Genomic DNA, 19,015 nt, shown 5'->3' on the forward strand with positions numbered 1-19,015 from the left:
GATGGCGATGAGGTTTTCCTTCCTGAAAGGCGCTTGCATGCGCAGCCTGCAGTTGCTCGGTGTCTGCATGGTTTCGTCGATGAGCGTCGCGGCCGAACCGCCGCTGCCGGCGACCGAGCCGCACAGCTACGCGAATCCGCAGCAGATTCGCGTGCGCGAGGTGGCGCTCGATCTGGCGGTCGATTTCGAGCGCAAGCGCCTGTCCGGAACCGTCGACCTGGCCATCGAGCATGTCGATCCGAAAGCCCGCGAGCTGCTGCTCGACACGCGTGCGCTGGACATCGAGCAGGTGCAGACGCGCGCGGACGCAGGCGATTGGAAGACCGCCGAATTCAAGCTCGCCGCTGCCGATCGCGTGCTCGGTTCCAGGCTCAGCATCGCGGTGCCCGGCGATGCGCAGCGCGTGCGCGTGCGGTATTCGACGGCGCCCGAGGCCTCGGGGCTGCAATGGCTCACGCCCGAGCAGACCGCCGGCAAGCGGCATCCGTTCCTGTTCACGCAATCGCAGGCGATTCACGCGCGCAGCTGGATTCCGCTGCAGGACACGCCGCTCGTGCGCGCTCCGTATCGCGCGCGCATCAAGACGCCCAAGGGCCTGCGCGCGGTCATGAGCGCCGAGATGCACGACCAGCCGGATGCCGAAGGCCGCTGGCGGTTCGACATGCCGCAGCCGATTCCGAGCTACCTGATCGCGCTCGCCGTCGGTGATCTGCAGTTCAAGAGCACCGGCCCGCGCACCGGCGTCTATGCCGAGCCGGCGGTGCTCGCGCGCGCGGCCTACGAGTTCGCCGAGACCGAGCAGACCATCCAGCTCGCCGAGAAGACTTACGGTCCGTATCGCTGGGGCCGCTACGATCTGCTCGTGCTGCCGCCGAGCTTTCCGTACGGCGGCATGGAGAACCCGCGGCTCACGTTCGTCACGCCGTCGGTCATCACGGGCGATCGCAAGCTGGTCTCGCTGATCGCGCACGAGCTCGCCCACAGCTGGTCGGGCAACCTCGTCACCAACGCGACCTGGAGCGATTTCTGGCTCAACGAGGGTTTCACGACCTACCTGACGTATCGACTGACCGAAGCGCAGTACGGCCAGGCTTTCGGCGACATGGAGCGCGTGCTCGGCTATCACGACCTGCTCGATTCGATGGAGCGCGCCGACGTGGCCGATCGCTCGCTGATCCGCGAGACGCCCGCGGCCGATCCGGACGAAGTCTTCAGCTCGATTCCGTACGAGCGTGGCGAACTGTTCCTGGTCTGGCTCGAACAGCGCTTCGGCCGCGAGGCTTTCGATGCCTTCCTGCGCGGCTGGTTCGACGATCATGCGTTCAAGAGCGCCACCACCGCGCAGTTCATCGCCTATCTGCAGGCCAAGCTGCTCGCCCGGCAGCCCGGCAAGGTCAGCGCGGTGCAGCTCGACGCCTGGCTCAAGCTTCCGGTGCTGCCGGATTCGGCGGTGCTGCCGACCTCGTCAGCGCTGACCGAAGTCGAGCAGCAGCGCGAGCGCTGGCTCTCCGGCAAGCTCGGCACCGCGCAGCTGCCGGCGAAAAACTGGGCCGTGCAGCAATGGCAGCTGTTCCTCGATTCGATGCCGGAACGCGTGACGCTGGAACAGCTGCAACAACTCGACGCGCGCTTCAAGCTCACCGGAACGAGCAACCAGATTCTCGGTTCGAGCTGGCTGCGCCTGCGCCTGGCCGCGGGCGACAAGAGCGCCTGGCCGGCCGCGGAAACCTATCTGCTCGGCGCGGGCCGCATGCGCCTGATCACGCCGCTGTATCGCGCGCTCGCCAAGACCCCCGAAGGTCTCGCGTTCGCCAAGCAGGTCTACGCGAAAGCGGCGCCGGGCTATCACCCGATCGCGCGCGAAGCGGTCGAGCGGATCTTGCGCGGAGAGCAGGCGGGGGTTTGAGGCTCGAGTCGCAGGCACTGCTGTCATTCCTGCGAAGGCGGGAATGACAAAAAGTGGGTCGCGCTAAGTGAAAGGTTGCGTGAGTCGCTCGAGTTCGCCCAGAAAAAGCAGGGCTTGGTTGCGCGTCGTGCCGCACATTTCCGCGCTCGCCTTGAGGCTGCCGCAGAACGCCGGACGCCGCGGATCGCCGAACAGTTTGCAGCGCAATTGCTCATCGAGCTGCACGCAGGCGACACCGGCCGGCTTGCCGTTCGGCATGCCCGGGATCGGGCTCGTGATCGAAGGGGCGATGCAGCAGGCGGCGCAGTGGGAACGGCATTGCATCGGCATAGTCTACGGTCAGCTGTCGCGCGCTACCGTGTGTGTTCGAGCTGAGCCACCGGAGAATCGTCATGGAAGATCGCGTCGCCCTCGTCACCGCGGGAGCTCAAGGCATCGGGCTGGCCTGCAGCAAGGCTTTCGTCGACGCCGGCTCGCGCGTGCTGATCGTCGATACCGACGGCAAGGCCGGTCGCGAGGCGGCGAAATCTTTCGGTGATCGCGCGCAGTTCTTGAAAGGCGACGTCGCCGATGCGGCTTTCATCGCCGAAGCGGTCAAGGCCGCCGGCAGGCTCGGGCGCCTGCGCAGCGTGGTGTCGAACGCCGGCATCATGATTCGCAAGCCGGTCGACAAGCTCTCGCTCGCCGAATGGAACCGCGTGCTGTCGGTGAATCTCACGGCCGCGTTCCTGCTCGCCAAGCAAGCGGCGCCGCTGCTGCGCAAAACCAAGGGCGCCTCGATCACCTTGATCGCCTCGAGCCGCTCGCTGCAATCGGAGCCCGATACCGAAGCCTATGCGGCGACCAAGGGCGGACTCGTCGCGCTGTCGCATGCGCTCTCCGTGAGCCTGGGGCCGAAAGTGCGCGTGAACTGCGTGAGTCCGGGCTGGATCGAGACCAGCGAGTGGCAACGCTCCGACAGGCGACGCAAGCCGCAGCTGAGCAAAGCCGACCACGCGCAGCATCCGGCCGGTCGCGTCGGCGAGCCGCCCGACGTCGCAGCGCTCGTGCGCTTTCTGGCTTCGGACGAAGCGGGCTTCATCACCGGCGCGCATTACGTCGTCGACGGTGGCATGACACGCAAGATGATCTACGTCTGAGGCGCTTCGTCGCCCGGATAGACGTGGCCGTGCGCCCGGCACTGGGCGCGCACTTCTTCGCGCAGGATGTCGGCCATCAGGCAGGTCGCCGGCCCGGCGGCGTCGCCGTCGGTGACGATCAGGTAGAGCGGCACCTCGCGGTCGGCGCCATCGCGCAGGGGCAACGGCTTGAGCGCTCCGCTGTGCAACTCGCCGCGGATCATGTCTTCCGGATACCAGGCGAAGCCCAGGCCCATCGTTACTGCGGTGATCGCGGTGGCCTTGTTGCTGACGGTCCAGCGCTGCTCCGCGCCGAGCCAGCCGCCCGACTCGCGCGGGGCCTGCCGCGCGGTGTCACGGACCACGATCTGCCGATGCTGGCGCAGGTCGTCGTACGTGATCTCGCGGCCGAGCCGATGCAGCGGATGATCGGCGCTCGCGACCGCCATCGCCTTCATCGTCAGCAGGGTCTCGCCCGAGAAGCCCGGCGGCACGTGGCTGTTGATCGCCAGGTGCACGCGATGCTGCAGCAGGGCCTCGTCGGTGCCGCCGAGCACGGTCTCGTGCAGCTGCAGGCGCGTGCCGGGCGCCTGCTCGGCGAAGCGCGCAAACGTGTTCAGCAGCATCCAGGTCGGGAAGATGATCTCCACCGCGAGCCGCAGCTCGGGCTCCCAGCCGGCCGCGAGCGTCGAGGCGGCCGATTCGATGCGCTCGGATTCCTCGAGCAGGGCCTTGGCGCGCCGGTACAGCACCTGGCCGTTGGCGGTCAGCCTGGCCTTGCGGCCTTCGATCTCGAACACCTTGAGGTCGAGCAGGGACTCCAGCTTGCCGACCAGGTAGCTGACGCTGGACTGGGTCTTGTGCAGCGTCTCGGCGGCCTGGGCGTAGCCGCCGGCTTCGACCACGGTGACCAGGGCGCGCCATTGTTCCAGGGAGATTTTGGGCTGCATGAATCGAATAATTCGAAGGGTTTGGCCGAATTATTTTGCTTTTTTATCGAGCCAGGCAATATTTAAATAGAGCTCCCCGATGCTTCGGCATCACCGACGCATCAAACGAACGGAGAGCGCCATGACCACCACCACCGAACCGACCCTGCTGCAGATCAACACCAGCCTGTTCGCCGAAAGCGGCAATTCGAGCGCGCTGTCCGAGCGCTTCGTGAGCGAATGGCGCAAGAGCCACCCGAACGGCCGCGTGATCCTGCGCGATCTGTCGCGCACGCCGGTTCCGCATCTCGACGGTGCTCGCGCGGCGGCCCTGTTCACGCCGGCCGACCAGCGCACTCCCGAGCAGAACGCGGTGGTCGCCGAATCCGATGCGCTGATCGCAGAGCTCAAGTCGGCCGACGTCATCGTGCTCGGCCTGCCGATGTACAACTTCGGCGTGCCGTCCCAGCTCAAGTCCTACCTCGACCACGTGGCGCGCGCAGGCGTGACCTTCCGCTATACCGCCAACGGTCCGGAGGGCCTGGTCGGTGATCGCAAGCTCTACGTGATGGCCGCTCGCGGCGGCATCTACAAGGATCTGCCGGCCGACACGCAGACCGGCTTCGTGACCAGCTTCTTCAACTTCATCGGCATTCGCGACATCGAGTTCGTCTACGCCGAAGGCCTCAACATCGACGCGGCGAGCAAGGCGCGCGCGCTGGAAGCAGCGGGCGAGCAGATCGACCGCCTCGCGGCGTAAATCCTCGCCAGGCTACTGCGCTCGGCATCTCGGGCGAGGGCGGTGCTCGTTCGAGCTTGGCGAAGCTTTGCTTCGTCCGAACCAGCCCTCACCCTCACGTACTACCCGTACGCTCCGGTTCCTGCGCTCCGTCCTCACCCGACCTGCCTTCGCTCGCTACGCCTGACAAGGATTTACTAGCCTTACCACCGGTATTTAGGAGCATTTCATGAACACCACGCGCCAACTCAGACAAACCATTCCGGGCCAGCCGACTTCCGACGGGGCCGGCGTCAAGCTGTCGCGCTCGATCGGGGCGATGCCGGGGCTGCGCGTGGACCCGTTCCTGATGCTCGACGAGTTCTACACCGATCAGCCGAGCGATTATCTGGCGGGCTTTCCGGCGCATCCGCATCGCGGTTTCGAAACCGTCACCTACATGCTCGACGGGCACCTGCAGCACAAGGATCACCTCGGTAACACCGGTGACCTGAAGCCCGGCGACGTGCAGTGGATGACGGCCGCGCGGGGCATCATCCATTCGGAAATGCCGCAGCAGACCGAAGGCCGCATGCGTGGCTTCCAGCTCTGGCTCAACCTGCCGGCCGCCGAGAAGATGAAGCCGGCGTCGTATCGCGACATTCCGTCGGCGCAGATTCCGAGCGCGACGCTCGATGGCGGCGGCAGCGCGCGCGTGATCGCCGGCAGGCTGGTGCAGGATTCCGGCGTCACCGTCGGCCCGGTCTCGGGCGGAACCACCGATCCGTTGTACTTCGATCTGCATCTCGACGCGAATGCGCAGGTGCGCGTGCCGGTGACTTCGGGTCACAACGCCTTCGTCTATCTCTACGAAGGCAGCGCGAGCATCGACGAACGTCCGATCGCCCTGCGCGGCGCGGCCTTGCTGTCGGATGGCGATGTGCTGGCCGTGCGTGCAGGCGAGGGCGGTGCGCGCCTGCTGCTGATCGCGGGCAAGCCGCTGCACGAGCCGGTGGTGCAGTACGGTCCGTTCGTGATGAACACGCGCGAGCAGATCGAGCAGGCGCTGGCCGATTATCAGAGCGGCAATTTCGGTCGCAGCTGAGCGGCGGCTGCACTGCGCACGACCGTGCAGGCGCTCTCGCGAGCGCCTGCACGGAAGTCGTCAGATGGCCAGGCCGCCGGCTACGTCGATCACACCGCCGGTGATGTAGCCCGCGTTCGGCCCCGCCAGAAAAACGACCAGGGCCGAGACCTCCTCGAGCGTCGCGATCCGGCGGATCGGATGCAGGTCCAGCAGCGCGTCGGGGACGCCGTTGCCGAGCACTTCCACCGACATGTCGGTCGGCATCACGCCGGGCTGGACGGTATTGACCGTGATATTGCGTCCGCCGAGATCGCGGGCGACGCCCTTCGCATAGCCGGCGATCGCCGCCTTGGTGCCCGCGTAGTCGGCGGCGCCCGCGAACGGAACGTGGCCTCCCAGCAGAGAGCCGATGAAGATGATCCGGCCGCCATCCGACAGTACCGGCGCCGCCGCGCGCGTGGTCGCGACCGCACCGAGCACGTTGATCTGCCACTGGCGGTCGAGATCGGCGGTCTGGAGAGCGGGATCGTCGACCGTCTTGCCCTGCACCGCGATCGCCGCGTTGTTGACGAGGATGTCGAGCTTGCCGAAGTGCGCCATCACCTTGTCGATCAGCGGCTTGGCCGCAGCCGTGTCGGCCTGATCGCTCCGGATCGCGAGCGCTCGAACGCCCTTCGCCTTCAGTTTCTCGACTACCGCCTCCGCTTTATGCGCCGCGGCCACGTAGGTGATGACGACATCGGCGCCTTCCTCGGCGAGCGCTTCGGCGGTGGCTGCTCCGAGCCCACGCGACCCTCCGGTCACGAGCGCCACTTTGCCCTTCAACGACTTCTTCATTGAAACCCCTTTGCTGGAACGAAGGTACTCGTCCGGTGAATGATTCTGTAACGATCGTTAACGTAACGAACGTTATTGAATTTTGACGAGCAGTGTCAAGGGTTTAATATCGAGCCTTATGAAAAAGGGCGAAGCGATCTAAATGGGCCGTCAGCGCGAGTTCGATGTCGATCAGGCCCTGGACGCGGCACTCGGCGTGTTCTGGCGCAAAGGCTACGAGGGCGCGTCGTACTCCGACCTGGCCGAAGCCACCGGCGTCGAACGGCCCGCGCTTTATTCGGCATTCGGCAACAAGGAGTCTTTGTTCCGCCGAGCGCTCGAACGCTATTACAAGGACTATCTGGATTTCTTTCCGGCGGCACTGGAGCAGCCGACCGCGCGGGAGGTGGCTGCGCGCATCCTCCACGGAGCGGCTGAATTGAATACGCGTTACCCGGATCGCCCCGGCTGTCTTGGGGTCCACGGCGCCTTGGCGGTCTCGGATGATGCCGAAGCGATCCGATGCGCCTTGATCCAGGCGCGTGCGAACGGAGAAGCATCGCTGCGTGACCGGTTCGAACGGGCCCAGCGGGACGGGGATCTGCCAGAGACGGTGAACTGTGCCGCGCTGGCCGCATTCGTGTGCGCCGTGCTCCATGGCATGGCGGTTCAAGCCAAGGCCGGTTTCAGTCGCGACATGCTCGAAGCCGTCGCCGAGCAGGCGCTTTCCACGTGGCCTGGCGGCGGTAGTCCACGTTCCGGAAGTCGACCTGAAACGGCTGTTTGAGCCGTCGTCCGCTCGACGCTTCAGGCAAAGCCCGTCACGACAGTTTCATTGCTTCGCCGGAGCCGGCTTGCGGCTCTTGATCCAGGCGTCCATGCGCGCTTCGAGAATGTTCAGCGGCACCGCGCCCGAGGCGAGCACCGCATCGTGGAAGGCGCGGATGTCGAAGCTGTCGCCGAGCTCGCTTTCGGCGCGCGAGCGCAGCTCCTTGATCTTGAGTTCGCCGATCTTGTATGCGGTCGCCTGCCCGGGCATCGCGATGTAGCGATCGATCTCGTTGACGATGTCGAGTTCGGTCTTCGGGCAATTGGCCTTGAAGTAGTCGATCGCCTGCTCGCGCGTCCAGCCCTTGGCATGCAGGCCGGTGTCGACGACCAGGCGCACCGCGCGCCACATCTCGTAGCTGAGCTGGCCAAAGCGCGAGTACGGATCGCGGTACAGGCCCAGTTCGCCGCCTAGCGATTCGGAGTACAGGCCCCAGCCTTCGACATAAGCGGTGAAGCCGTTGCCGTACTTGCGGAAGGACGGCATCTCGCCGAGCTCCTGCTGCAGCGCGAGCTGCAGGTGATGTCCGGGCACCGCTTCGTGCGAGGTCAACGCTTCCATCTCCCACTTGGGCCGCGTCTCGGGCTTGTAGAGATTCACGTAGTAATAGCCGGCGCGTCCGCCGCCTTCGGCCGACGGCGGATAGTAGTAGGCGGTGGTGGTGTCGGGCGCCGAAATGTCCGGGATCGCACGAACGCCGTACGGCGTTCTGGGCAGCTTGCCGAACAGCCGCAGCAACTCGGGCTCGATGCGCTTGGCGATCAGCGTGTAGCCGGTCAGCAAATCGTTCGGGTTCTTGTAGAAGAACTGCGGATCGCTGCGCAGGAACTGGAAGAAGGCGTTCAGATCACCCTTGAAACCAACCTGCCCGCGAATCTTTTCCATCGCCTCGCGTATGCGCGCGACTTCCGCGAGGCCGATCTCGTGAATCCGGTCGGGTGTCAGCGACGTGGTGGTGTGCGAGCGCACGAGCCAGGCGTAGAACTCGGCTCCGCCGGGCTGCGCGGAAAGCCCGACGGCTTCGGGCGACTGCGGCAGGTATTCGGTGTCGAAATACGCTTGCAGGCGCCGATAGGCGGGCAGCACGACATCGCGCACCGCGGCTTCGCCTTCGCCGCGCAGGCGCTCGGCTTCGCTGGCGGGCAATGACGCGTCGATCGTCCTGAACGGCGCGTAGTAGGCCGACAGCTTCGGATCGTCGACGAGCTGCTGCGCGATCTGGCTCGACACGCGGCGCATGATCACCTGCGGATAGCCGCGGCCCTGCGCGATGCCGGTCTTCATCAGCGCGATGGTTTGATCGGTGTAGGTGCCGAAGGCGCGCAGGCGCGCGATCCAGTTGTCGTAATCCTTCACGCTGTCGAAGCGCAGCGCTTCGAGCACTTCGTTCGCCGTCTGCAGGCCGTTGCGCTGCTCGATCGGGCGCAGGTGGCCTCCGTGCTCGTAGAACTCCTCGCTGTCCTCCATGAGCTGGCGGAACAGGTCGTAGTTGAGCTGATCGTCGACATCGAGCTTGCCGCGATCGATCGTCGCGAGCTTCTGCAGCGCCTGGCTGTTGCCCGCACGATGCCGGGCAATGGCCTCGGGCGACAGATCGTCCCAGCGATCGTTGAAGCGCGCATCGCCCAGATACGTCGCGAGCAGCGGGCTTTCCTGCAGGTTGCGTTCCCAGTCCTGCTGGAACAGCGCATGCAGGGCCGCGGTGGAATCGGCCGCGATGGCCGGGCGCGCACCATCGGGCGCCTTGTTGTCGCAGCCTGCGACCAGCAACAGCACGGATGCCGCGGAAATCCGCGCGAGTCTGGCAATGCTCATGCTCGAACCTTTGGTGTCGGGCTGGCGGAAAGCACCGCGCGATCGCGGTCTCAATCCATGCCCAGTTTCTTGAGTCTATAGCGCAGCTGGCGAAAGCTCATGCCGAGCAGCTCGGCCGCGCGGGTCTTGTTGTAGCGCGCCTTTTCGAGCGCATCGCGGATCGCCTGCTTCTCGATCTCTTCGATCTGCTCGTCGAGCGCGGGCGCGGCGCCGCCACGGGCCGCCGCCGACGGGGATTCACCGGCACCGCCGCGCAGTTGCAGATCGCCGGCTTCGATGCGCTCGCCGTCGCAGAGCGTGATCGCGCGTTCGAGCAGGTTTTCGAGCTCGCGCACGTTGCCCGGGAAGTCGTAGCTCGCGAGCCGCTGCAGCGCGGCGGTGTCGAGCGTCGGCACCGACGCCATGCCGGCTTCGGATGTCAGGCGCTGCAGGATGCTGTGGGCGAGCAGGGCGATGTCGCCGCGACGTTCGCGCAGCGCGGGCGTGCGCACTTCGATCACGTTGAGCCGGTAGTACAAGTCCTGCCTGAACGCGCCGCTCGCGACGAGCGCGGACAGGTCGCGATGCGTGGCCGAGATGATGCGCACGTTGACCGCGAGTTCGGTTTCGCTGCCGACCGGGCGCACGCGCCGCTCCTGCAGCGCGCGCAGCAACTTCACCTGCATGTGCAGCGGCAGGTCGGCGACTTCATCGAGAAACAGCGTGCCGCCCTCGGCGGACTGGAACAGCCCGTTCTTGTCGCGCAGCGCGCCCGTGAAGCTGCCTTTGAGATGGCCGAAGAACTCGCTCTCCATGAGCTCGTTCGGAATCGCGCCGCAGTTGACCGGCACGAACGGCCCGCTGCCGCGCGGGCCGCGCTCGTGGATGAGCCTTGCGACGAGTTCCTTGCCGGTGCCCGATTCGCCATGGATGTGCACGGGCGCCTGGCTGCGTGCAAGGCGTTCGATGAGCCCGCGCAATTGCTGCATCGCCGGATCGCGGCCGAGCAAGCCGCCTTCGTCTTCATCGGCTTCGGTCTTCGCCGGCGCGTTCGCCGCCGTCGTGCTCCTGAGCCGCAAGCCGGTTTCGACGAGCTTGCGCAGGGCCGCGAGATCGACCGGCTTGGACACGAAATCGAAAGCCCCGGCCTTGAGGCTTTCGACCGCGGCCTGGGTGTTGCCGTAGGCGGTGATCACCGCGATCGGCATGCCGCAGTGACGCTTTTGCACGAACTCGACGAGTTCCAGGCCGAGCCCGTCGGGCAGCCGCATGTCGGTGAAGCAGAAATCGAAGCTGCGTTCGGCGAGCCAGCCGCGCGCTTCGGCGAGCGTGGCGGCGGATTCGGTCTTCACGCCCATGCGCGAGAGCGTGATCTCGATGAGCTCGCGAATGTCCGCCTCGTCGTCGACGATCAGAGCCGTTGCGGGCGCGGCGGGCTTGGCGGATGCGCGGGTCATAGGGGTTGCGCGGCTTATGCGGGACTCGCGAAGCTGATGCGAAAGCGAGCCCCGACGACTTCGTTCGGCGACTCGGCGCCGCGATAGGCGATGCGCGCCTGATTGTATTCACAGAGTTCGCGCGCCAGGAAAAGCCCGAGTCCGGTTCCCTGATGAGCGGTCGTGAAGAAGGGTTCGAACATGCGTTCGCGCAGGGTTTCGGGAATGCCGGCTCCGTTGTCGGTGACTTCGAGCCAGGGCCTGCCGAGTTCATCGATGCCGGCCGAGAGCAGCACCATCACCGACGAGCTTTCGCTCGCGCCGTGGCTGAACGCGTTGTTCCAGAGGTTGAACAGGATCTGCTGCAGGTGATCGGGGTCGAAGCGCACCGACAGGTTCGCCGGAACGTCGAGCAGCTCGATCGGCCGTGGCTGATCCGGAAAGCCTTCCTGATAGTGACCGGCGAAGCGCACGAGGCAGCTCTTGAGCGCGAGTGTCTGCGGGTTGGCGGGCTCGCGGCGCGACATCGCGAGCACGTCGCGCACGATCTTCTCGATGCGCTCACCGTGGCGGCGGATCATCTCGAGCAGGCGCTTGTCCTGCGCGTGATCGTCGCGCGTGAAGACCTCGGATTCGGCGAGCAGCTCGGTGGCGTGATGGATAGCCGACAGCGGGTTGCGAATCTCGTGCGCGATGTTCGCCGACAGCCGGCCGAGCGCCGCGAGCTTCATCTGCTGCGCCTGTTCGCGCAGGCGCGCGGCGTCGTCGAGCACGATCAGCGCGGCGCCGTGGCCATCGTAATGCCGGCCCAGGCGCGAGATGCGCGGAATGATCTCGGCGCCACCGGCATGCAGGCTCAGCGGCGTGGCATCGGAATGCCCGCTTTCGCGCCAGTGCCGCAGCTGGCGGGCGATGGGCAGGGCATGCTGTTCGAGCCGCGCCCCGTGCAGGTCGTCGGTGAAGCCGAGCAGCTGCGCCGCGGACGCGTTGTAGCTGCGGATGTAGCCCTCGTCGTCGACCACCAGCACGCCGCTCTGCATGCTCGCGACGATGCTTTCGTTGAGCTCGGACAGGCTCTCGAACTCGCTGCCGACCTGCTCGGCCAGGGCTTCGCTCGCCCGCGCGCGTCGGGCCACCGTATTGGCCGCGAGCCCCGAGCCGAACAGCATCAGCCCGAGCACGCCGGCGGCGGTGAAATCGCTCGACTGCGTCTGGTGCTCGAGTCCGCGCAGAATCTCGACTCCGAACACCGCCAGCGTGGCGATGGCAGCCTGCAGCATCGCCATGCGCCGCGACATCACCAGCGCCGCGGCCACCACCGGCGTGACCAGCAGCGTGCCGAGCCCGGTGCCGATGCCGCCGCAGGTCAGCAGCAGCAAGGTCAGGCTGGCGATGTCGATGCCCACCTGCAGCTGGGCCTGCACCGCGAGCTCGGGCTGGCGCCGCGGCAGCAGGCCCATCAGGGCCAGAGCGGAGGCGCCGTAGAGGATGCAGGTGCTACGGAACGATTCGGTATGGACCGCCGGGAACAGCTGATCGGCGTAGTCGCTTTCGAAGATGAAAATGAGCGCCGACACCAGCAGCAGCCGGTACAGCGACAGCAGGCGCAGGACGCGCCATTCCTCGTTCCTCGCCGGTAAGGACAGAGCTGCCGGCGAAGCGGGGTCGATCAATCGGAGCACCGACCGCAGCGGCCGCTGCGGGACAGCGTGGAGGTGGGCAGGTAGGTGCCGCATTGCGGGCAGCGCGACATCGGTTCGAAACGCTCGGCACCGGCTTGCGGGTCATGCCGATGGCGGCCGACGGGCGGCCGCCGCTGTCCGCTCCATTGTTTCCAGAGCGTCCAGCCGAGCCAGACGAGGCCGGCCAAGATCAGCAGTCGAGTGAGCATTCCAGGATCCAGATTGCAGGAGCGGCGAGTCTAGCCCGCGCCTGGAATCGACGGAGGTGTCAGCCGACGGGCGTTTTGCAAGAGCCTACTATCGCGTACCTACTATTTAGTAGAAAATCGACAGGCTTAATCCGCCGAAGAGAGACGATATGAACCTGCACGAATATCAGGCCAAGGCGTTGTTCGCGCGCTATGGCATTCCAGTGCCCGAGGGCATTCTGGCCGAGAGCCCCGAAGCGGCTCGCGCTGCGGCCAAACAGCTGGGCACCGAGAAGGTAGTGGTGAAGGCCCAGGTCCACGCCGGTGCGCGTGGCAAGGCCGGTGGCGTGAAGCTGGTCGACAGCCCCGAGGCCGCCGAAGAAGTGGCCAAGAACCTGCTCGGCAAGAACCTCGTCACGATCCAGACCGACGCCAAGGGCCTTCCGGTCAACTCGGTCTACGTCGAGAAGCCGTCGAACATCGCGCGCGAGCTGTACCTGTCGGCCCTGGTCGACCGCACGCAGGAAAAGATCGTGTTCATGGCCTCGCCGGACGGCGGCATGGACATCGAGGAAGTGGCCCACAACACGCCGGAACGCATCAAGCATGTGTTCGTGTCCCCGACCGCCGGCCTGCAGCCCTACCAGGCGCGCGAGCTCGGCTTCTTCCTGGGCCTGAACAAGGAACAGACCGACCAGTTCACCAAGGTGCTGACGGGCCTGTACCACATCTTCACCGAGCGCGACGCCAGCCTCGTCGAGATCAACCCGCTGATCGTGACGAAGGAAGGCAACATCTTCGCGCTCGACGGCAAGCTCAACTTCGACGACAACGCGCTGTTCCGCCAGAAGGAGATCGCCAGCCAGCGCGATCCTTCGCAGGAAGACGAGCGTGAGCGCCTGGCGTCCAAGTACGACCTCAACTACGTCACGCTCGAAGGCAACATCGGCTGCATGGTCAACGGCGCCGGTCTTGCGATGGCGACGATGGACATCGTCAAGCTGCACGGCGGCCAGCCGGCCAACTTCCTCGACGTCGGTGGCGGCACCACGGCCGAGAAGGTCACCGAGGCGTTCAAGCTCATCACGAGTTCGCCGGAAGTGAAGGCGATCTTCATCAACATCTTCGGCGGCATCGTGCGCTGCGACCTGATCGCCGAAGGCATCATCGCTGCGGTCAAGCAGGTCGGCCTGAAGATTCCGGTCGTCGCGCGCCTGCAGGGCACCAACATGGAGAAAGGCCAGGCGCTGCTGCGCGAATCCGGCCTGGCGGTCACGCCGGTCTCCGATCTCACCGAAGCGGCGCAGACGGTCGTTCGTCTGGCGCAGGGGAAGTAAGCAATGTCGATCCTGATCAACAAAGACACCAAGGTCATCTGCCAGGGCTTCACGGGCAAGCAGGGCACTTTCCACTCTGAACAGGCGATCGCCTACGGCACCAAGATGGTCGGCGGCGTGTCGCCCGGCAAGGGCGGCGGCAAGCACCTGAACCTGCCGGTGTTCAACACCGCGCATGACGCCGTCAAGGACACCGGCGCCGATGCGACGATGATCTACGTTCCGGCGCCCGGCGCGGCCGACGCGATCCTCGAAGCGGCCGACGCGGGCATCAAGGTCATCATCTGCATCACCGAAGGCATCCCGGTGACGGACATGATCAAGGTCAAGGCCACGCTGCGCGCGCAGTACCCGAACAGCGTGCTGGTCGGACCGAACTGCCCGGGCGTGATCACGCCGGGCGAATGCAAGATCGGCATCATGCCGGGCCATATCCACAAGCCGGGCAAGATCGGCGTCGTCAGCCGCTCGGGCACGCTGACCTATGAAACCGTGCACCAGACCACGCAGAACGGCCTGGGTCAGTCGACCTGCGTTGGCATCGGCGGCGACCCGGTTCGCGGCCTCGGCTTCATCGACGTGATCAGCCTGTTCGAGAAGGACCCGGCGACCGAAGGCATCATCATGGTCGGCGAAATCGGCGGCTCTTCGGAAGAAGAAGCGGCCGAGTACATCAAGGCCAACGTGAAGAAGCCGGTGGTCGCCTACATCGCGGGCGTGACGGCGCCTCCGGGCAAGCGCATGGGCCACGCCGGCGCGATCATCGCGGGCGGCAAGGGCACGGCGGACGAGAAGTTCGCGGCGCTCGAAGCGGCCGGCGTGAAGACGGTGCGTTCGCCGGCCGATCTCGGCGCGGCGATGCTGTCGCTGCTCAAGAAGTAAGCCCGAGCTTTCATCGAGCTGCATGAAAAGGCCCGCGCAAGCGGGCCTTTTCGTTGCTGCCGGCGATCAGCGCAGCGGTCAGGATTTCGGCACCTGCTCGTCGAGTTCGCGCAGCCAGACCTGCGCATTGCCGTCCGACGGCGCGCGCCAGTCGCCGCGCGGCGACAGCGAGCCGCCCGCGACGACCTTGGGGCCGTTCGGCATCGCCGAGCGCTTGAACTGGCTGAAGCCGAAGAAACGCCGCACGAACACCTCGAGCCAGCGGCGGATCACCGGCAGCTCGTAGGCGAGCTGCTTGGCCTCGGGCAGATGCGCGGGCCAGTGGCCGCGCTTTGCGTCGCCCCAGGCGTGCAGGGCCAGGAACGCGATCTTGCTCGGCTTGAAGCCGTAGCGCAGCGTGTAGAACAGGTTGAAGTCCTGCAGTGCGTATGGGCCGATCTTCTGCTCGGTGCTCTGCATCGCCCCGCCGGCGTCGGCCGGGATCAGCTCGGGCGAGATCTCGGTGTCGAGGATGCGCTGCAAGGTCGGACCGACGTCGCTGCTGAACTGTCCGCTCGCGATGACCCAGCGGATCAGGTGCTGCAGCAAGGTCTTCGGCACGCCCGCGTTGACGTTGTAATGCGACATCTGGTCGCCGACGCCGTAAGTGCACCAGCCGAGCGCGAGCTCGGAGAGGTCGCCCGTGCCGACGACGAAGCCGTTGTGCCGGTTCGCGAGCCGGAACAGGTAATCCGTGCGCAGCCCGGCCTGCACGTTCTCGAAGGTCACGTCGTAGACCGCCTCGCCGCGCTCGCCCCTGGCATACGGATGATCGAGGTCGGCGAGCATCTGGTTCGCGGCCGGCTTGATGTCGAGTTCGGCGTAGCTCACGCCGAGCGCCTGCATGAGCGCGATGGCATTGCGCTTGGTGTCGTCGCCGGTGCCGAAGCCCGGCATCGTGTAGGCGCGGATGTCCGAACGCGGCAGGCCGAGCCGATCGAAGGCCTGCGCGGTCACGAGCAGCGCCTGCGTCGAATCGAGCCCGCCCGAAACGCCGATCACCGCGCGGCGGCTGCCGGTGGCGCGCATGCGCTGGGCCAGGCCGCTGACCTGGATGTTGTAGGCCTCGTAGCAATCCTGCGTGAGCCGCTGCTCGTCGTTCGGCACGAATGGATAGCGGTCGACGCTGCGCAGCAGGCCGAGGTTGCGGATCGGCGGGGCGAGTTCGAACTCGATGCGGCGGAAGCTCGCACTGCGCGGCTGCAGGCGTGCGTTGTCGTCGAAGGTGCCGATGCGCAGGCGTTCCTGGCGGATCAGGTCCAGGTCGAGATCGGCGATCGCCATGCGGTCGCCGCGCGGGAAGCGGTCGGTGGTTTCGAGCCGGGCGCCGCATTCGAAGATTTCGGCCTGGCCGTCCCAGGCCAGATCGGTGGTCGATTCGCCCGAACCCGCGGCCGCGTAGACGTAGGCCGCGAGGCAGCGCGCCGATTGCGACTGGCACAGCAGGCTGCGCGTGTCGGCCTTGCCGATCGTGATGTTGCTCGCCGACAGGTTCGCGAGCACGGTCGCGCCGGCCAGCGCGGCGGTCGCGCTCGGCGGAATCGGCACCCACAGGTCTTCGCAGATTTCGGCGTGGACGACCAGGCCCGGCAGGTCGCTCGCGGTGAACAGCAGGTCGCTGCCGAACGGGGCCTGCAGGCGGCCGATGCGGATCTCCTGCGTCTCGCAGTCGTGCCCGCTCGCGAAATGCCGGCGCTCGTAGAACTCGCGGTAATTCGGTAGGTGCATCTTCGGCACCACGCCGAGCAGCTTGCCGCGATGGATCGCGAGCGCCGCGTTGTAGAGCCGGCCGCGATGGCGTACCGGAGCGCCGACGAGCAGCAGCGGCAGCCAGTCAGCGGAATAGGCGACGAGGCGCTCGATCTGCGTTTCGACCGCGTCGAGCAGGGCGTCCTGCAGCAGCAGGTCGTCGATCGAATAGGCCGACAGCGCGAGCTCCGGAAATACCAGCAGCGCCGCGCCCTGTTCGCCGGCGTTCGCGGCGAGGCGCGCGATGGATGCGGCGTTGGCCTGCGGATCGGCCAGCGCGACTTCGAACGTGCAGGCTGCCACACGCGCGAAACCGCGCCGGTACAGGGACAGGAACTCTTCTGTGTCAGCCATGAGATCGCTCGTCGAAGCTTTGCGATTCTACGCTTTGCGTTCTACAGACTGACGCGGCGCGCTGAACCGGCGCCGAGCCGTGGCCGACCCGGCCGCGCTCAGGGCTGCGGAGCGGCGGGTTCGGTGGGGGGCGGCGCGGTTTCTTCCGTGGTCGGCGCCTCGGTCGAATCGGGCACGTCCGAATTGCTGCCGCCGCCGAGCATGCGCTTCCACCACGGCGCCTTCTCGGTGCCGCCGAGGTCGAGCACGGCGGCGCCCGGATTGGGCTGGCCGGCTAGCAGGCGGGCGGCGTCGTCGGCCTGATCGTTGAGGCCGGCGCGGCGATACGCCGTTTCCATGAGTTCGAGCGCCTCGAAAGTCGCCGGGGCACCCGGATACTGCGCGATCACCTGCTCGGCGCGCTTGGCCGCGGCGATGTAGGCCCCGCGCTTGACGTAGAAGCGCACCACGCCGACTTCGTGCAGGGCGATCTTGTTGCGCAGGTAGACCATGCGCTCGCGCGCATCGCTGCGGTAGCGGCTGTCCGGGAAGCGCTGGATCAGCATCGAGAAGTTGTCGAAGGCGCGGCGGTCGGCCGAGACGTCGCCGAGGTAGCTCTGCACGCCGAGCATGCTGCTGAACGAGGGATCGCGATAGAACTCGGTCAGGCCCTTGAGGTACAGCACGTAGTCGATGTGACCGTTGCGCGGGTGCTCGCGCATGAACTTGTCGGCCGCCGACAGCGCGCGGTCGCTATCGGAATTGCGGTACAGCGCGTAGATGCGCTCGATCTCGCCCTGGGTGGCGATCTCGGTGAACGGATAGCGCTTGGACAAGTCCTCGTAGTAGCCGATGGCGGACTGCCACTGGCTCGAGTCCAGGTCCTTGCGGGCCAGTCTGTACAATGCGGCCGCTTCGGCCTTGAGTTGAGCCTCGCTCTTCTCGCTCGTGTCGAAGGCCGGTCCCTTCTTCTTCTCGTTGCTGCAGGCCGTGACGCCCAATGCGAGAGCGACCACGAGGGCCGCCGCCAGGAAACGCGGGTAGTTCTTCATTCTCGGGATGACGAGGAAGGCAATCGTGCTGCGAGCACAGACGAGTGAGCGGCCGCTACGCGGTCTTGGAGACAGCAGTGGCGGAGTATAGCCCATGAGCACTGAGGCACCGGATGACTTGGATGACCTCGAAAACGGCGGTTCAGTTCCGCAGGACAGCGGGCGCCCGACCGCCGAGGTGACGCCCGAGCTCGACGGCCTGCGCCTCGACGCGGCCGCCGCCCGGCTGTTCGAAGGCCATTCCCGCTCGCGCATCCAGCAGTGGATGGAGGAGGGCAGCCTGCTCGTCAACGGCGCGCCCGTGAAGCGCCTGCGCGATCTCGCCCGCACCGGCGACAGGCTCGAGCTGCTGGCCGATGCGCCCGAAGCCAACTACGACGTGACGCCGCAGGATCTGCCGATCGACGTGGCCTATGCCGACGATGCGATCGCGATCATCCGCAAGCCGGCCGGGCTCACCGTGCATCCGGGCGCCGGCCAGCGCAACGGTACGCTGCAGAACGCGCTACTGCATCACTTCCCCCAGACCCTCAACGTGCCGCGCGCGGGCATCGTGCACCGGCTCGACAAGGACACCTCGGGCCTGCTCGTGGTGGCGCTGACGCCGATCGCGCATACGCGGCTCGTGGAGGCGCTGGCCGATCGCGACATCGGCCGCGAATACGATGCGCTGGTGACCGGCGCGATCGTCGCCGGCAGCACCATCGACGCCCATATCGGCCGGCATCCGCGCGATCGCCTGAAGATGGCGGTGACCACGGCGGGCCGCCGCGCGGTGACGCATTACCGCGTGCAGGAGCGATTCAAGCATCACACGCTGCTGCGCGTGAAGCTCGAAACCGGGCGCACGCACCAGATTCGCGTGCATCTGGCGCATCTGAAATGGCCGATCGTCGGCGATTCGCTCTACGGCGGACGCATCGCGCGCGGCGTCGGCATGAGCGAGAAGCTGCGTTCGGCCCTGCTCGCGTTTCCGCGTCAGGCGCTGCATGCGCGCGAATTGCATCTCGAGCATCCGATCAGCGGCGAGCTCATGCACTTTTCGGCCGAGCCGCCGGAAGATTTCCAGTCCATGCTCGAGCTGCTGCGCCGCGAAGAACGGCGCAACAACGCGGGCTAG

At 66.4% G+C, this 19,015-nt stretch carries 17 protein-coding genes and 1 other RNA gene; 9 read left to right on the plus strand and 9 right to left on the minus strand.

Translation table 11 applies throughout. The features are described 5' to 3' along the window. Position 1: 1 nt before the first annotated feature. On the plus strand, positions 2-1,906 hold the full coding sequence (locus tag AC3WUM_RS00965) for a M1 family metallopeptidase (protein WP_492408216.1): 1,905 nt from the start codon (positions 2-4) through the stop codon (positions 1,904-1,906). A 63-nt stretch (positions 1,907-1,969) separates the two neighbouring features. Here AC3WUM_RS00965 and AC3WUM_RS00970 read toward each other — a convergent pair whose 3' ends face one another. Next, on the minus strand, positions 1,970-2,230 hold the full coding sequence (locus AC3WUM_RS00970) for a YkgJ family cysteine cluster protein (RefSeq protein ID WP_492408217.1): 261 nt from the start codon (positions 2,228-2,230) through the stop codon (positions 1,970-1,972). 68 nt (positions 2,231-2,298) lie between these two features. On the opposite strand from AC3WUM_RS00970, the gene AC3WUM_RS00975 reads away from it, so the two are divergent. After that, positions 2,299-3,045, plus strand: a complete 747-nt coding sequence (locus AC3WUM_RS00975) for an SDR family oxidoreductase (RefSeq protein ID WP_492408218.1) — start codon at positions 2,299-2,301, stop codon at positions 3,043-3,045. Here the strand turns inward: AC3WUM_RS00975 and AC3WUM_RS00980 are convergent. Beyond that, entirely contained in the window at positions 3,036-3,974 is a 939-nt protein-coding gene (locus AC3WUM_RS00980) for a LysR family transcriptional regulator (protein WP_492408219.1), read from the minus strand. The two genes, AC3WUM_RS00975 and AC3WUM_RS00980, sit on opposite strands and share 10 nt — an antisense overlap. A 121-nt stretch (positions 3,975-4,095) precedes the next feature. Here AC3WUM_RS00980 and AC3WUM_RS00985 point away from each other — a divergent pair, with 121 nt between their 5' ends. The 3 genes from AC3WUM_RS00985 to AC3WUM_RS00995 all read left to right on the plus strand — a co-directional run bounded on the left by AC3WUM_RS00985 (position 4,096) and on the right by AC3WUM_RS00995 (position 5,776). Beyond that, positions 4,096-4,713, plus strand: coding sequence for an FMN-dependent NADH-azoreductase (locus AC3WUM_RS00985; RefSeq protein WP_492408220.1), 618 nt, complete (start codon positions 4,096-4,098; stop codon positions 4,711-4,713). A 96-nt stretch (positions 4,714-4,809) separates the two neighbouring features. Continuing rightward, positions 4,810-4,885: non-coding RNA, sX9 sRNA (locus AC3WUM_RS00990), on the plus strand. Between the two features lie 36 nt (positions 4,886-4,921). After that, a complete protein-coding gene (locus AC3WUM_RS00995; RefSeq protein ID WP_492408221.1) occupies positions 4,922-5,776 on the plus strand; it encodes a pirin family protein in 855 nt (284 codons plus the stop codon). A 60-nt stretch (positions 5,777-5,836) separates the two neighbouring features. Here AC3WUM_RS00995 and AC3WUM_RS01000 read toward each other — a convergent pair whose 3' ends face one another. Then, positions 5,837-6,595 carry an SDR family NAD(P)-dependent oxidoreductase gene (locus AC3WUM_RS01000; RefSeq protein ID WP_492408223.1) on the minus strand — a complete coding sequence of 253 codons (759 nt, stop codon included), beginning with the start codon at positions 6,593-6,595 and terminating at the stop codon, positions 5,837-5,839. A 142-nt stretch (positions 6,596-6,737) separates the two neighbouring features. Here AC3WUM_RS01000 and AC3WUM_RS01005 point away from each other — a divergent pair, with 142 nt between their 5' ends. Then, the gene (locus AC3WUM_RS01005) at positions 6,738-7,361 is read left to right on the plus strand and encodes a TetR/AcrR family transcriptional regulator (RefSeq protein WP_492408224.1); all 624 of its coding nucleotides are present in this window, start codon (positions 6,738-6,740) and stop codon (positions 7,359-7,361) included. Between the two features lie 45 nt (positions 7,362-7,406). Here the strand turns inward: AC3WUM_RS01005 and AC3WUM_RS01010 are convergent, their stop codons facing one another. From AC3WUM_RS01010 to AC3WUM_RS01025, 4 genes are read right to left on the minus strand one after another with little or no spacing between them, the layout of a single operon-like run. Beyond that, positions 7,407-9,218, minus strand: a complete 1,812-nt coding sequence (locus AC3WUM_RS01010; RefSeq protein ID WP_492408225.1) for a DUF885 domain-containing protein — start codon at positions 9,216-9,218, stop codon at positions 7,407-7,409. A 50-nt stretch (positions 9,219-9,268) separates the two neighbouring features. Continuing rightward, on the minus strand, positions 9,269-10,654 hold the full coding sequence (locus AC3WUM_RS01015) for a sigma-54-dependent transcriptional regulator (protein WP_492408226.1): 1,386 nt from the start codon (positions 10,652-10,654) through the stop codon (positions 9,269-9,271). Between the two features lie 14 nt (positions 10,655-10,668). Then, a complete protein-coding gene (locus AC3WUM_RS01020; RefSeq protein ID WP_492408227.1) occupies positions 10,669-12,306 on the minus strand; it encodes a sensor histidine kinase in 1,638 nt (545 codons plus the stop codon). After that, positions 12,303-12,524: a hypothetical protein gene (locus AC3WUM_RS01025; RefSeq protein WP_492408229.1), complete on the minus strand. Its 222-nt coding sequence runs from the start codon at positions 12,522-12,524 to the stop codon at positions 12,303-12,305. The genes AC3WUM_RS01020 and AC3WUM_RS01025 overlap by 4 nt, the downstream gene beginning before the upstream one ends. A gap of 149 nt (positions 12,525-12,673) precedes the next feature. Between AC3WUM_RS01025 and sucC the strand changes: the two genes are divergently transcribed. Beyond that, positions 12,674-13,840: an ADP-forming succinate--CoA ligase subunit beta gene (sucC, locus tag AC3WUM_RS01030; RefSeq protein ID WP_492408230.1), complete on the plus strand. Its 1,167-nt coding sequence runs from the start codon at positions 12,674-12,676 to the stop codon at positions 13,838-13,840. A 3-nt stretch (positions 13,841-13,843) separates the two neighbouring features. Beyond that, positions 13,844-14,722, plus strand: coding sequence for a succinate--CoA ligase subunit alpha (gene sucD, locus AC3WUM_RS01035; RefSeq protein ID WP_492408231.1), 879 nt, complete (start codon positions 13,844-13,846; stop codon positions 14,720-14,722). A gap of 78 nt (positions 14,723-14,800) precedes the next feature. Here sucD and AC3WUM_RS01040 read toward each other — a convergent pair whose 3' ends face one another. Both AC3WUM_RS01040 and AC3WUM_RS01045 read right to left on the minus strand, forming a co-directional pair. After that, positions 14,801-16,864, minus strand: a complete 2,064-nt coding sequence (locus AC3WUM_RS01040) for an NAD(+) synthase (protein ID WP_492408233.1) — start codon at positions 16,862-16,864, stop codon at positions 14,801-14,803. 98 nt (positions 16,865-16,962) lie between these two features. Further along, positions 16,963-17,895, minus strand: a complete 933-nt coding sequence (locus AC3WUM_RS01045; RefSeq protein ID WP_492408234.1) for an outer membrane protein assembly factor BamD — start codon at positions 17,893-17,895, stop codon at positions 16,963-16,965. Positions 17,896-17,989: 94 nt separating this feature from the next. On the opposite strand from AC3WUM_RS01045, the gene rluD reads away from it, so the two are divergent. Next, entirely contained in the window at positions 17,990-19,015 is a 1,026-nt protein-coding gene (gene rluD, locus AC3WUM_RS01050; protein ID WP_492408236.1) for a 23S rRNA pseudouridine(1911/1915/1917) synthase RluD, read from the plus strand.

The sequence above is a fragment of the Hydrocarboniphaga sp. FW305-C-57 genome (assembly GCF_058783045.1).

What these genes read in the sequence shown, in the direction of transcription:
- AC3WUM_RS01005 (WP_492408224.1), top strand. Translation starts at nt 6,738, where the DNA reads ATGGGCCGTCAGCGCGAGTTCGATGTCGATCAGGCCCTGGACGCGGCA.
- AC3WUM_RS00970 (WP_492408217.1), bottom strand. Translation starts at nt 2,230, where the DNA reads ATGCAATGCCGTTCCCACTGCGCCGCCTGCTGCATCGCCCCTTCGATC.
- AC3WUM_RS01010 (WP_492408225.1), bottom strand. Translation starts at nt 9,218, where the DNA reads ATGAGCATTGCCAGACTCGCGCGGATTTCCGCGGCATCCGTGCTGTTG.
- rluD (WP_492408236.1), top strand. Translation starts at nt 17,990, where the DNA reads ATGAGCACTGAGGCACCGGATGACTTGGATGACCTCGAAAACGGCGGT.
- AC3WUM_RS01045 (WP_492408234.1), bottom strand. Translation starts at nt 17,895, where the DNA reads ATGAAGAACTACCCGCGTTTCCTGGCGGCGGCCCTCGTGGTCGCTCTC.
- AC3WUM_RS01040 (WP_492408233.1), bottom strand. Translation starts at nt 16,864, where the DNA reads ATGGCTGACACAGAAGAGTTCCTGTCCCTGTACCGGCGCGGTTTCGCG.
- AC3WUM_RS00995 (WP_492408221.1), top strand. Translation starts at nt 4,922, where the DNA reads ATGAACACCACGCGCCAACTCAGACAAACCATTCCGGGCCAGCCGACT.
- AC3WUM_RS00975 (WP_492408218.1), top strand. Translation starts at nt 2,299, where the DNA reads ATGGAAGATCGCGTCGCCCTCGTCACCGCGGGAGCTCAAGGCATCGGG.
- AC3WUM_RS00980 (WP_492408219.1), bottom strand. Translation starts at nt 3,974, where the DNA reads ATGCAGCCCAAAATCTCCCTGGAACAATGGCGCGCCCTGGTCACCGTG.
- AC3WUM_RS01025 (WP_492408229.1), bottom strand. Translation starts at nt 12,524, where the DNA reads ATGCTCACTCGACTGCTGATCTTGGCCGGCCTCGTCTGGCTCGGCTGG.
- sucD (WP_492408231.1), top strand. Translation starts at nt 13,844, where the DNA reads ATGTCGATCCTGATCAACAAAGACACCAAGGTCATCTGCCAGGGCTTC.
- AC3WUM_RS01000 (WP_492408223.1), bottom strand. Translation starts at nt 6,595, where the DNA reads ATGAAGAAGTCGTTGAAGGGCAAAGTGGCGCTCGTGACCGGAGGGTCG.
- AC3WUM_RS00965 (WP_492408216.1), top strand. Translation starts at nt 2, where the DNA reads ATGGCGATGAGGTTTTCCTTCCTGAAAGGCGCTTGCATGCGCAGCCTG.
- sucC (WP_492408230.1), top strand. Translation starts at nt 12,674, where the DNA reads ATGAACCTGCACGAATATCAGGCCAAGGCGTTGTTCGCGCGCTATGGC.
- AC3WUM_RS01015 (WP_492408226.1), bottom strand. Translation starts at nt 10,654, where the DNA reads ATGACCCGCGCATCCGCCAAGCCCGCCGCGCCCGCAACGGCTCTGATC.
- AC3WUM_RS00985 (WP_492408220.1), top strand. Translation starts at nt 4,096, where the DNA reads ATGACCACCACCACCGAACCGACCCTGCTGCAGATCAACACCAGCCTG.